Source organism: Micromonospora sp. NPDC093244, assembly GCF_040683695.1.
GTDB lineage: Bacteria > Actinomycetota > Actinomycetes > Mycobacteriales > Micromonosporaceae > Micromonospora.
This window is the reverse complement of record NZ_JBFBEO010000006.1, coordinates 74,481-87,645: the sequence shown is the minus strand read 5'-3', so window position 1 is coordinate 87,645 and position 13,165 is coordinate 74,481. Positions and strand designations below refer to the sequence as shown.

8 protein-coding genes are annotated in these 13,165 nt (G+C 67.9%); 5 read left to right on the top strand and 3 right to left on the bottom strand.

Annotated elements, in window-relative coordinates:
- Window positions 1-115 precede the first annotated feature (115 nt).
- Complete coding sequence (dcm, locus tag AB0N27_RS25165) at window positions 116-2,080, top strand: DNA (cytosine-5-)-methyltransferase (protein WP_364374536.1); 1,965 nt, start codon at window positions 116-118, stop codon at window positions 2,078-2,080.
- Window positions 2,081-2,095: 15 nt separating this feature from the next.
- On the opposite strand, the gene AB0N27_RS25160 is transcribed toward dcm, so the two are convergent.
- From AB0N27_RS25160 to AB0N27_RS25150, 3 genes are all read right to left on the bottom strand, one after another.
- Window positions 2,096-3,403: an ATP-binding protein gene (locus tag AB0N27_RS25160; protein WP_364374533.1), complete on the bottom strand. Its 1,308-nt coding sequence runs from the start codon at window positions 3,401-3,403 to the stop codon at window positions 2,096-2,098.
- Between the two features lie 54 nt (window positions 3,404-3,457).
- The gene (locus tag AB0N27_RS25155) at window positions 3,458-3,898 is read right to left on the bottom strand and encodes a very short patch repair endonuclease (protein WP_364374530.1); all 441 of its coding nucleotides are present in this window, start codon (window positions 3,896-3,898) and stop codon (window positions 3,458-3,460) included.
- Window positions 3,899-4,188: 290 nt separating this feature from the next.
- Entirely contained in the window at window positions 4,189-5,361 is a 1,173-nt protein-coding gene (locus AB0N27_RS25150) for a sigma-70 family RNA polymerase sigma factor (RefSeq protein WP_364374527.1), read from the bottom strand.
- Window positions 5,362-5,440: 79 nt separating this feature from the next.
- Here AB0N27_RS25150 and AB0N27_RS25145 point away from each other — a divergent pair, with 79 nt between their 5' ends.
- Genes AB0N27_RS25145 through AB0N27_RS25130 form a run of 4 tightly spaced genes read left to right on the top strand, consistent with a single transcriptional unit; the run spans window position 5,441 to window position 13,075 of the window.
- Window positions 5,441-7,027, top strand: a complete 1,587-nt coding sequence (locus tag AB0N27_RS25145) for an NERD domain-containing protein (RefSeq protein WP_364374998.1) — start codon at window positions 5,441-5,443, stop codon at window positions 7,025-7,027.
- The gene (locus AB0N27_RS25140; RefSeq protein ID WP_364374524.1) at window positions 7,024-10,167 is read left to right on the top strand and encodes a helicase-related protein; all 3,144 of its coding nucleotides are present in this window, start codon (window positions 7,024-7,026) and stop codon (window positions 10,165-10,167) included. The genes AB0N27_RS25145 and AB0N27_RS25140 overlap by 4 nt, the downstream gene beginning before the upstream one ends.
- Window positions 10,168-10,187: 20 nt before the next feature.
- Complete coding sequence (locus tag AB0N27_RS25135) at window positions 10,188-11,972, top strand: DUF1998 domain-containing protein (protein WP_364374521.1); 1,785 nt, start codon at window positions 10,188-10,190, stop codon at window positions 11,970-11,972.
- Window positions 11,969-13,075 (top strand): AAA family ATPase, encoded by a 1,107-nt coding sequence (locus AB0N27_RS25130; protein ID WP_364374518.1) that lies wholly within the window; start codon window positions 11,969-11,971, stop codon window positions 13,073-13,075. Before AB0N27_RS25135 ends, AB0N27_RS25130 begins: the two co-directional genes overlap by 4 nt.
- Window positions 13,076-13,165 lie beyond the last annotated feature (90 nt).

The following is a 13,165-nucleotide window of genomic DNA, read 5'->3' as shown; positions in this document are numbered from 1 at the left end:
ACGCCGGACGTGGGGCCCCGGGGCTTCGACCCGGTGGCGGACCGCGCAGCGACGGCGAGCGTCCCCGCGAGGGCATGCTGGGCTGCGGCCGCCGTCACCGGTAACGTTCGTGCACGTGACCGACCGCGCCGATGCCGAACCGACTGCACACGATCCCACCGCCCGTCGCGGTAAGTACCAGGTCAGGCTGGTGCGGGGACCGTTCGTACAGCTGGCGCCGCATCCCGACGCCGTCACCGACGGCGAGCAGCTGCTGCGGTACGCCGAACAGGCCCGCAAGGACGGGTTCCGGTTGGCTGCCGATCTGTTCAGCGGGGCGGGCGGTCTGAGTCTCGGTCTGCAGAACGCCGGCTACAGGGTCATCCTCGCGGTGGACCACTATCCGGAAGCGGTCGAGACCCACCGGCACCACCACGGTGGTCTGAGTGTGGACTGGGACCTGGGTGATCCGGCCCGCATCCGGGAGGTCGCCGACCTCGTGCGCCTGGCAGGCGTCGAGTTGCTGGCCGGCGGGCCCCCGTGTCAGCCGTTCTCCAAGGCCGGCCGGTCGATGATCCGTCACAAGGTGCGCCACGGTCTGCGTGATCCGTATGACGAACGGCGCGACCTCTGGCGCTCGTTCCTTGAGGTCATCCGGCTGGCCCGGCCGCCGGCGGTGCTGATGGAGAACGTGACGGACATGGCGCTGGACAAGGAGATGTTCATTCTCCGCACCATGGTGCACGAGCTGGAATCCCTCGGATACGCGGTGGAGGAGAAGGCGGTCGACACCTTCCGGTACGGCGTCCCACAGTTCCGTCAACGGCTTATCCTGGTCGGTCTACGGGACGGTCTCGCGTTCGACTGGCCGGAGGAACAGCCCGAGCGGGTCACCGTGTGGAACGCGATCGGGGACCTGCCGGAGGTCGAGGGTGGCTGGCGCCCCGAAGGGGGAGCGGAGGGGTGGGCTCCCTACGGCGCTCCCGTGACAGGTTTCCAGCAGCGTATGCGCGACGGGATGCCGGAACCGGATGCGCACCGGGTTTTCGACCACATCACCCGCCCTGTGCGCGAGGACGACCTGCGGGCGTTCGAGATGATGGGCCCGACGACCCGGTATTCGGACCTACCGGACGACGTCAAGCGGTACCGCGACGACATCTTCGACGACAAGTACAAACGTCTGGATGAGAACGACCTGTCGCGCACTATTACGGCGCACATCGCCAAGGACGGCTACTGGTACATCCACCCGCGGCAGAACCGCACGATCACCGTGCGGGAGGCAGCCCGGTTGCAGACCTTCCCCGACTGGTTCCGCTTCGCCGGGCCGCCGTCGGCCGCGTTCAAACAGATCGGCAACGCGGTACCCCCGTTGCTCGGTGAACACCTGTCCCGGGCTGCGCGACGGGCGCTCGACAATCCCCGTCCGGCACATGTGTCGACGCGGGAGGTCGCCTCGACGCTCGCGGGCTGGTTCGCCTCGGGTCAGGTCAGCGGCATTCCATGGCTGCGCGCTGAGACACGCTGGCAGGTCCTGCAGGCGGAGATCCTTCTCGATCGCGCCCACCCGGATGTGATGCGCCAGGTCTGGGTCCTGCTACGGACGTGGCGCCAGCCGCAGGACACGGTGGCGGCGGAGGAAAACCTGCGACGCATCGGCGGGTTCATCTCCCGGGCGAACCGGGCCGGAACGGTGGTGGAGCTCGCCCGGCAACTCGCAGATGATCCCCGGGTACTGCGCGACGACGACGCGTTGCGGCGGGTGCCCGGTCTCCACGAGTCGATTGCCGACCTGGCGGTGCTGGTCGTTCCCGCGGGCACCGAGGACGAGTCTGAAGAGCCCGTTCTCGTCACCAAGGGCGTGTTGCGGGTTGCCGCCCGCTTCAGCGGTCACCCCGTCGACCGGCGAAACCGCCTCACCGACGGCCGGCTGGAGGTCGCCCGGATGATCGGTATTGACAGCGACGCCCGCGCCGCCCACCTGGGCCTGATCGAACTCGCGAACACACTCTGCCGCCCGGCGGAGCCGTTGTGTCAGGAATGTCCGCTGGTCAAGAAGTGCGCCGGGGCGCGTATCGACCGGCCTCAGCTGTTCTGACCCCGTCGAACCGGGTCAGCGGTCAAGTCCGAGCAGCTGCGCCACCTCCGGCGACTGGGCGCGCAGAGTCTCCTCGATGCGTTCCCACGCCACCCACTGATCTGCCTGCATGGCGGCCATCCGCAGAGCGAGGCCGGCGGTGGCGGCTGCGTGGGTGGCGGCACGCACCTCAGGTGACGCGTTGACGTCCGCCGGTACGGGGCGTGCCGAACCCCGCGGGGTCCTGCGGTAGGCGTCATTGGCCAGGACACACAGTTCATTGACCGGCGCCTCCAGGATCTGGCGCAACTGGGCCGGCAGACTGACGCGCATCTTGGCGACGTTGATGTTGAATGCGGTGTCAAGGTCGTTGTCGAAATCCAGCGCTGCCCTGGCCAGCTTCGTGTGCTCGTCGATACCGCGGATCCCACCCCACCCGCCCCACTGCACCAGCCGGTTGGCCCGGTACACGTACAAACCCTGCTGCCGGTTCCAGTTCAGCGGGCCCGAGTGCCGCTCGAATTCCGCGGCTGAGGTGAAGCGGTCACGCGGCGGCAGGACGAACCGTCGGAGGTGAACCAGCCCCACGCCGCCGACCATCTCGATCTCGAACTGCTGCCGGGGCAGCTCAGAGGTGTGCGGCTCCTGCGGAGCGAACGGGTTCCACGGGCGCAGTTTCTGCCCGTTAACCGAGATCACCAGTGGTGTGAGTCCATCGGATCCTTCCAGGAAACGGTGGAAAACCATGCTGAGATGGTCCGATGTCCGCGCCGCCAGGGTCTCCAGACGCCGTCGGGCCCAGCCGCCCGACGGGCGCTTCTCAGGCAGTACGCGATCGAGCGCCTGCCAGACGACCACGGTGCCGGTCCCTTCGGCCAGCCCTTGCCGGGCGCTGCGGACCACGGGATCCTGCGGGGACGGGTCCACCACGACCCACTGGTCCCATTCCTCCACAAGGTCGAGGTCCAGCTGCCGGGCGCTCATTCGTGCCACCGATCGGCTGCTGCGGCTGATCACGGTGAGCGTCCGGCACTGGGACAATGAGGCGGTCTTGAGGCCGAGACCGTAGCGACCCAGTTCACCGCGCCGGTACGAACGCCTCGTGCCGAACCGCAGAGCCTCTGTCAGCTGGCCGGCCGACATGCCGTCACCGTCGTCGGCGATCACGACGCGGGAGTCCTCTCCGTCGAACTCGACGGTCACGTCGATGCGGGTGGCCCCTGCCGCGACGCTGTTGTCGACGATGTCCGCCACCGCGGTCGGGAACTCGTAACCGATATCCCGCAGCGATCCGGTCAGCCGCGCGGCTGAGGGCGCCACGTCGTACCACGCTCTACCCGTCATGGGCACCTCCGCTCACGTCGTCCGTGAGGACCAGGATGCCACAGTCACCCTGCCTCACGTGACCGGCCATGCTGTGGCCTCCGATCGGCACCGTGCCCGCCAGAGTTGTTCGACGATTTCCGCCACCGCCATCGGGTCCTCGTGTTCCCAGACGTGCAGCACCGTCCAGCCGAGTGCTGCCAATGCCTCGTCCTTTTCACGGTCACGCCGCACGTTACGGTGCAGTTTCTCCCGCCACCACGTGGCGTTGTTCTTCGGCAGCACCGCATGCTGCGGGCAAAGGTGCCAGAAACAACCGTCGACGAACACTGCCAATCGCGCCCGTGTGAAAGCGATGTCCGGTCGGCCGGGAAGCCCTGGATGGTTCACCCTGAACCGTAGCCCTCGTCGGTGCAGTTCCCGTCGCACCGACATCTCAGGTTTCGTCCGCGCCCGCGGCATCCGGCTCATCTGCGCCGACACGGCGGCGTTGAGAGCGGTGGGGCGTCGCGTCATCGCCCCACAACGTACCCCAACCCGTGCTGCCGAGCGGCGGTGGTTCCGAGCCGGAGGGGTCCCTTGGGGCCACGTCGCCGACCCTGCCGGTTCACCTTGGGCATATTTCCGATATTTCGTCGCCCTGATCCGGTTTTCCCCGCCGGGGAAGGGCGGTCGAGGTCGGCAGTGCGGGACCGTCGACCGTCGGGCTTCCCACAGATCGTCGGACGGGACGTATGTCGACGCTGTGCGGCCGCACGAGTCGGTGTAATGGACTGATGCCGCCCCGGCGTCCGGACGTCCGGACATCAGTGCACGAGATCGTCGCTCCTCGATGGTTCGCCGCCCAGGCGTGCCGTCAACCGCTCGCGTAGCTGCGGGAGTGCCTTCTTCTCCAACTGGCGGACGCGTTCGCGGGTGATCCCGAGCCGTTGTCCGATCTCCTCGAGAGTCATGGGTACGCCGTTGCCGAGGCCGGTCCGCAAGCTCAGGATCGCCGCCGAGCGTACGGGGAGATCAGCCAGTGAGGCGCGGAGGATTGTCAGCGTCTCCTGATGCTGCGTCACCACATCGGGTCTCAGGGTGTCCTGGTCCGCGGTCACGAAATCGGTCAGCGCCGCACTGCCGTCCCCGATGAGCAGATCCAACGACACCACCCCAGCATGCAGTCTCAGGCACTCGAGTACCGTCCCCGGGTCCAAGCCGAGCTCGTGACAGATTTCCGACACGGCCGCCGTGCCGGACCGGCTCAACAGCCGGTTCCGGCTCGCCACCACCCGACGAACCTGATCCCATTTGTGCGCGGGGAGACGGATCAACCGGCTCTCATTGGCGATCCCTCTCGTCACAGCCTGACGGATCCACCAGACCGCGTAGGTGGAGAACTTCAGACCACGCGTGGGGTCGAACCGCTCGACCGCCCGCATCAGGCCGACAACGCCGTGCTGGTGCAGATCCTCACTCTCCAGCCCCTGTCCCAGGTGGCTGCCGGCAACGGACATCACGAGCCGCCGGTTGTGCAGCACCATCGCGTCGAAGGCCCGCGCCCGCTCGTCCGACACGTCGAGACCTGCGCGAAAGCCGTGCGGGACCTCTTCGTGCGGCCGGTACTGATCCCCGCGCAGCAGGAGCGCAAGGCCGACCTCCTCGGACGCCGTCAGCACCCGGTCCCAGGGCCGCGACGAGACCCTGTCCCTGCGCAGCAGCCTCCGGGCGTCTGCGATCGAACGTTCCGCCCGGGCCGGGTCGATGACGCCGGCCGGCCCACGACCGTCACGCCCATCGCCTTCCGGCGCGGCGATGACGACCACACCCCGTCCTACCATCCCCTCGACGACCTGCTGCCGTACCACCGCTCGTGTGTCCCCGGCCAGCTCGAGAACACTGTCGATCTCCCAGTCCCCGACCGTTGCGTCCCGGACGTGCGCCATTAGCAGCTGCACACACAACTTGACAACCTCTGGGTCGGCTGAAGACGTCACGCCCACCATTGTGGACCGGGACAACCACGGAGAGGTAAGACGCGAAGCCCTGTCATCGTGCACAATCCAGCGGGTGCAGATGGTTCCTGACCCGATCTCCCCGTTGATGAAGAGCGCCGCCGAGGCCGAGATCTACCGACGTCTCAAACTCGTGGATGCCGGTTGGAGCTTCGCTCTGCACAGCCTCAATCTGCCTGCACACGTCTGGAAGCGCGTCAGCGAGATCGATTTCGTCCTGGCCGGACGGCGCGGGGTGTACGTGATCGAGGTCAAGGGCGGCTACGTCGGGTGCACCAACGGCGTCTGGACCTACCGCGACCGCACCGGCCAGGAACGCCGGCGCAAGGAGAGTCCCTTCGCGCAGGCGACCGACGCCATGTTCACCCTGCAGAACCGCCTCGAGGAGCGCCTCGGCCGCGAAACGATGCGCAACATTCCCATCGGCTTCGCCGTCGTCTTCCCGGACTGCCAGCTACCCGAGCAGACCTCGGTCGAGTGGGACGAGGAGACCCTGATCGACCGCCGACAACTCGACCGCACCGATGGACTGCAGCGCAGTCTGGGCCGCATGGCGGACTACTGGCGGGCCAAGCCCGGAGGGCGTCGGGCCATGCTCGACGAACCACTCCTGCGGGAGGTCCTGCAGGCCCTGCGGCCCGACTTCGACGCCGTCCCCACCCTGCGCCAGATCGTCACGGATGCGGAAGCCGACCTTGTCGCCCTCACCGCGGGCCAGTACCGCACGCTCGATCAGTGGGCAACTAACCCGCGGCTCCTCGTGGAGGGTGGGGCAGGCACGGGTAAGACGATGCTCGCGGCCGAACTGGCCCGCAGATCGGCCGCGAGCGGCAAGCGGACCCTGTTCACTTGCCGCAGCCAGGTGGTCGCCGGGTTCGTTCGGCACCAACCCGGAATGCAGGACGTGCATGTCGTTCCCTTCGCCAATCTCAAGGCCGGCAACGACACCGACTTCGACGTCGTCGTGGTCGACGAGGCGCAGGACATGGTCAATTTCGGCGACCTGTCAAACCTGGACAACCGGCTGGTAGGCGGCCTCAGTGACGGCAGCTGGTACCTGCTGCTCGACAGCAACAACCAGCGTGGGCTGGTCGGCTCCTGCGACGACGAGGCCCTGGACTATCTGAGGTCCCTCCGGCCGGCCAATCTGGTGTTGCAGGACAACTGCCGCAACACCCGGCAGATCGTCACGTCGACCCAGCAGATGACCGGGGCGGACACGGGTGTCTCATCGGCCGGCGAAGGGCCCGACGTGACGGTGGTCGACGAGCCGGACCGCTCCCGCCGGGCCGCGGCGGCCGCCGCCGAGCTCGACCGGCTCGCCGACAACGGAATTCCGAACACGGACATCATCCTGTTGTCCCCGTTGCCCCTGCAGGAGTCCCTGTTCGCGGATCTGCCGGCCCGCTGGCGGCACCGGATCGACGTACTGGATCTGCACACGCTACGACGACCCGCCAGAGGTCGGATCGCCTTCGCGAAGGTCGAGGACTTCAAGGGCCTCGAGAGCCGGTTCATCCTCCTGGGCGACGTCGGGCCCGCTGATCCCGGCCGGATCCGCAACCTCTACGTGGGAATGACACGCGCGAGGGTCGGACTCTGGATGGCCACCGGAGGACAGATGTACCAGCAGGAGAGCGACCGGTGACCACCACACCCGCACCCAGCGAATCCGACGACCGCGATCTCGTCCTGGACTACCTTCGACGGCAGCTCGTCGGCCCCTGGACCGGGGAGGACGAGGTCCTCACCGAGCGGCCCGACCGCCGGTACCTTGCCGGCATCCTGTTCCCCGGCGAGGCGTCCCTCGACGCGAACGACGACGACATCGTCGACGACGCTCCGGCCGCCGGATCCACCGATGAGACCGACAGCGACGAGGACCCAGTGGCCCTGGCCGGACAGCTTCTGCCGAGCTCGGTCGGACTGAGCTTCGTCACCAGCACACGGTCTACCCTGCGGATCGAGGTGACAGCCGCACGCTACCTCCGCGAGGACCGGCAGAAGTGGCGGCGTCAGCCACTGGCCGCCACCGGCAGCGGCGCCCTGTTCGCCGAGCCCCCGGCAGCTGGCCGTCAGACCACGCACGACCTGTTCGACGGCGACGCCTCTGTGGCCATCGTCTGGCGGGAGTTCGGCGACGGCGTACTGGTCACCGTCTCCCTCGTCAACCAACGGAAACTGTCGGAACAAGGGAAACTGAATCCGTCCGACTGCCTGTTGCAGGTGACACTGCGGTGCAGCCCGGTCGAGGGCGGCATCGCCCCGTACCCGTCGACGCTGCGACTCCATTCCGACCCCGAGGAAGAGGAACTCGCGCTCCTCTACCGGAAGATCCCCGTCTTCGCCCTCGGCCACGGAGCCGCCGCGAGCTGGCAGGCGCATGGTGACAGCGCCACGTCGGTGCAGACGACCTTCCTACCCAGCCACGTCGTCCCCGACGTCGCCTTCGAACTGCCGGGCGACCAGGAGGCACTGAGCCTGAACTACCTCACCGGGCTCGAACAGGATCCCGCAGGAGTCATCAGGAGACTGCACGCCTTCGTCGACAGCTACGACCAGTGGGCGCAGCAGACCCGCACCCGCCGCGACGACGTGGCCGAACCCCTCGTGGCGGCGGCCGACCGGCTCCTGCACCGCGTCGACCGCGCCCGGGCCCGGATGCGTGAAGGTGTGCAGCTGCTCGAAGAGGACCCCACCGCCCGACGCGCCTTCGTCCTGGCCAACAGGGCCATGCTGATGCAGATGATCCGAAGCGGGCCCCGGTTCGCCGGCACCGGTCGTGCCTGGACCGACCGCCTCCCCGCCAGGCCCGACTACGACGACCCGCACCGCAGCTGGCGACCCTTCCAACTGGCGTTCGTCCTCCTGTCCCTGCCCTCCCTCGTCGACGCGGAACACGACGACCGTGATCTCGTCGACCTGATCTGGTTCCCCACCGGCGGCGGGAAGACCGAGGCCTACCTCGGTCTGGTTGCCTTCACCGTCTTCCACCGCCGCCTGACCCTCGGCGACGCCGGCGCCGGGACGACCGTCATCACCCGCTACACCCTGCGTCTACTGACCGCCCAACAGTTCCAGCGGGCGGCCACCTTGATCTGCGCCTGCGAACTCATCCGACAGCAGCGCCCGGAGGAACTGGGAACGCGGGCGGTGTCCATCGGCATCTGGGTCGGCGGCAACAACAGCCCCAACAACTTCGCCGACGCCGTCGACCTGCTCCAGACGATCCGCAACCATGAACCGACGACCAAGAGCTTCCAGGTCGAACGCTGTCCGTGGTGCGGCACCCACATCCTCCCGAAGGGCAACGCACCGGACGACGCCTGGGGAGTGCACGCGGACAACAACAGCTTCCGGATCAACTGCCCCAACGTCGACTGCGACTTCCGCACCTCCCTGCCGGTCTCGTCCGTCGACGACGCGCTCTACACCGATCCCCCGACGCTGCTGGTCGCCACCGTGGACAAGTTCGCCCGGTTCACCCGCGAACCGCGCGCGGGGGTGTTCATCGGCGCCGGCGCCGACCCGGGTCCCACGCTGATCATTCAGGACGAGTTCCACCTCATCTCCGGGCCGCTCGGCACCATCGTCGGGCTCTACGAGGCCGCGTTCGACGTGGCGATGGCGCACCACGGCACCCGCCCGAAGATCGTCGCCTCCACTGCCACCATCCGTCGCGCCGATGCCCAGTCCCGCGGCGTCTTCGGACGTCCCATCGCCCTCTTCCCGCCGTCCGGCCTCGACGCCGAGGACTCCTATTTCGTCCGAACGGACCCCGGCCGTCCCGGTCGGCTCTACGGCGGAGTGATGCCGCAGGGACACACACCTCTCACCGCGATGGTCCACCTCTCCGCGGCAATGCTCAACGCCCCCGTCGAGCTGCCGCTCGGACCGCAGGCCGCCGACGCCTACTGGACCCTGATCGCCTACCACAACAGTCTGCGCGAACTCGGCAAGACCGTCACCCTGGCGCACGACGACATCCCCGCCCGTCTGGGCGTCATCGCGGCCGCTGAGGACGACCGGCGCGACCTTGACGACGCCGAAATCATGGAACTGACCAGCAACATCCCGCCGGCGGACATCCCCCGGCATCTCCAGCGGCTGTTCTACGAGCGTGGGCAGCCCGGTGCGGTGTCGTTCGTGCCCAGCACAAACATGATCTCCGTCGGTGTCGACGTCCCCCGACTGGGCCTCATGCTGGTCGTCGGCCAGCCGAAAACCACCGCCGAGTACATCCAGGCCACAAGCCGGGTCGGACGTCGCCAACCCGGGTTGGTGGTGACCCTCTACTCGCCGTCCAAACCCCGCGACCGCTCGCACTACGAGTCGTTCATCCCGTACCACACCTCCCTCTACCGGGTTGTCGAACCCACCTCCGTGACACCGTTCTCGGTGCCGGCACGCACCCGCGCGCTGCACGCGGGACTGGTCATCCTCGCCCGTCACGTGCACACCTGGCGCGATGACCGCGCCGCCGCCGCGTTCGACGCGAAAGATCCCGCCTGGCGGAGCCTGGTGGAGGAGTTCATCGCCCGCGCCCGCGCTGCGGATCCGGACGAGGCCGCCGACGTCGCCCGGCACGTGGAACAACTCGAGGAACACTGGGCCGGGCTCGTCGACCGCGCCCATCCGCTCGGAGGGCTCACCTATACCGGGGGAGGGCGCGAACGCATCCAGCTGCTGAGGAAGTTCGACATGCCGGGACCGGGATGGCCGACATTGGACTCCATGCGCAACGTCGACACCGATGCCCGGGTGCTGGTGCGGGGTGAGGGACAGTGACGGACCGTCGGCTACGACGCATGCAGGCCCTCTCGCCGTTCGGCGTCGGCGCTATTGTGGACATGCTCGGTGAGTCCTTCGTCGCGGAGGACGTCACGCGGTGGAAGGGGCGGCGGATGACCCTGGCCGCCCCGCGCATCGCGGCCCACTTCGGTGCGGAGGAACTACGCCTACCGCCGGCGCCTCGCGACGGCAGGCTGCCCTACTACCGGTTCCCTCAATGGTTGTTCTGCGGCACCTGCCGCACGATGACCCGCTGGAGCGTCGGCCAGGAACAGCCAGGCAAATTCCCCCGCTGCCAGCACTGCAGCCGCAGCCCTCAGCTCGTGCCGATGAGGTTCGTTGCGGTCTGCGGCAACGGCCACCTCGACGACGTGCCCTGGGTGCAGTGGGCCCACTCCGGGGGCGGGCAGGGACGTGAGCAGCGCCAGTGCGGACGCGCCGAGCTGCAGTTCGAGCACCTGACGACCGTGGGTGGCGGACTGGAATCACTCCGGGTCCGGTGCCGGACCTGCCGGGCCGGCAGGAATCTCGCTGACCTCACGTCGCCCCACGCACTCGGCCGTATCAACATCCGCTGCCGGGGGCGGCAGCCCTGGCAGCGTGACACCGAGGCGGTGACCTGCGATCAGGCGCCCGTGGTCCTGCAACGGGGTGCATCGAGCGTCTACTTCCCCGACACCGGGTCCGCGATCGACCTTCCCCCCGACTCCGACTGGGTCACCTGGGGTGGTACGGCTGCCCGGGTCGAGCAGAACGCGTACTTCGCCCTGCTCCACAAGGATCCCGAGGGCCCGATGCGTGAGCAGCTGATTAGGTTCATCGCCGAGCGAGAAAATGTCAACGAGAGACAGGTCGTCGCCATCCTGAACGATCGCCTCGGTACCACGGGCGCCGACGCCGGTTCGGAAGGCTCCGAGGACCTGGCCGAGCGCGAATGGCAGGCACTGACCAACCCGCGCACAGGACACCATCCGGACGACCGGTTCATCACCCGGTACACGCCCTTCCCGGCTTCCGCGGGCCACGGTCGGTTGGATCCGGTCGTCGACCGGATGAGAACGGCGATTTCCGACATTGTCCTGGTCGACCGTCTCCGCGAGGTCCGGGTCCTGCGTGGCTTCCGTCGCCACACCATGGACACCCGCATCTTGGCCGACCTGGGAACCCGCAGCACCTCCCTACCGGCGGTGGAGGTATACGGCGAGGGCATCTTCCTTGTCTTCGACGAGGAGAACCTCCGACGGTGGGAACTGCAGGCTCCCGTGGTGCGACGTGCGACCACGCTCCACAAACGTTTTGCCGGCAGCATGCACGCCAGATGGATCGAGAGCAGCCCCACGCCGCGTCTGGTCCTGCTGCACACCGTCGCCCACCTCCTGATGCGCCAGCTGGCCTTCGACGCCGGCTACCCCTCCTCGTCGCTGCGCGAACGCATCTACGCGAGCACACCGGACTCCGACACACCGATGGCCGGGGTACTGATCTACACCGCTGCCGGCGATGCCGAGGGCACCCTCGGTGGCCTCGCCCGCTCCGGCGAGGCGGGCCGGCTCGTCACGACCATCGCCGCCACTCTCGCCGCTGCCCGATGGTGCTCACTCGACCCGGTGTGCCGAGAGTCGAAATCCCAGGGCCCTTCCGGCCTGTCCATGGCTGCCTGCCACGCTTGCACGTTGGCCCCCGAGACGAGCTGCACGATGGGCAATGTCCTGCTGGACCGGACTCTCGTGATCGACGACGAGTACGGCTTCATGCGTGACCCCCTTGCCGAACTTATCGCCGTGCAGGCGGGCGCGACGTGACACTGCTGCTGCCACCGCTGCTCGACCTCAGCCCCGCCCAACGGGATGTCCTGGCCCTACCGTTCGAGGAGTCGCACCTCGTCACCGGTAGCCCCGGGGCAGGTAAGACGATCACGGCGATCTACCGGGCAGCGGCCCTGCACCGTTCGGGCAGACCGACCGTGATGCTCATGTACAGCAAGGTGCTGTCCGCCTACACGCGCGCCGCAGTGGCGCAGATCGGCGCGGCTGATGTCGCTACGACCTACCACAAATGGCTGCACGCCTTCTGGCAGAAGCACTACCGGCGCAACCCACCGACGCTTGAACGGTACGACTTCGACTGGATGGCCTGCCTGACAACAATCATCAATGACCCGCCGGCCATCGAGTCGCGGCCGTACTTCGTCGTCGACGAGGGCCAGGACATGCCGGCCGACTTCTACCTCGCGGTCGGCGCCCTGTCCTCGTCCGTGACCGTGTTCGCCGACGAGAATCAACGCATCGGACGGCGCCAGAGCACCGTACGGGAGATCGCCGCCGCGGCACGGACCAACCGGCACGTGGCTCTCCCCGGCACCGTGCGCAACAGCCGACCGATCCGCAACCTCGCCGACCACCTCCGCCCCGGCGGCAGCACCACGGACGCACTGCCGGACGGTCCGGCACCCCGCCTGATCAGGGTGCCGCACAAGGCCGACGTGGCCGAGCACCTGCTTCTACACGAGAAGCAGCACCCGAATGAAACGATCGGAGTGATCCTTCACCGCAGCAGGGACCTGTTCTACTACCACCACCAGCTCGGCCACCGCACCGTCAACCCGTTGCAGGGCTATGTCAGTACACAGCGTGCCGGCGCCCTCTCAGATCCTGCCTTCAGCGGACCTGGCCTCAAGCTGATCACCTGGCAAAGCGTGAAAGGCCTCGAATTCGACTCGGTGTTCGTTCCCGAGCTCCAGGCCGTGTCCGGCGATACCACCGGCGACAACATGCGGATGAGCCTCTACGTACTCGTCACACGGGCGCGACGATGCCTAACCTTCATGTACTCGGGAACGGGCGAGCCCCCACTAGTGGGGGCGCTGCCGAAGGATCTGCTCGACCTGTCGCAATACACGCCTTGACGATTGGTGGGCGCCGGCCGTCCGCGTCCCGAGCAGTCCCAAGGGAGAGGACCCCGCACTAATAGGTCTCCCCGGTCACGCGGTGTTGGC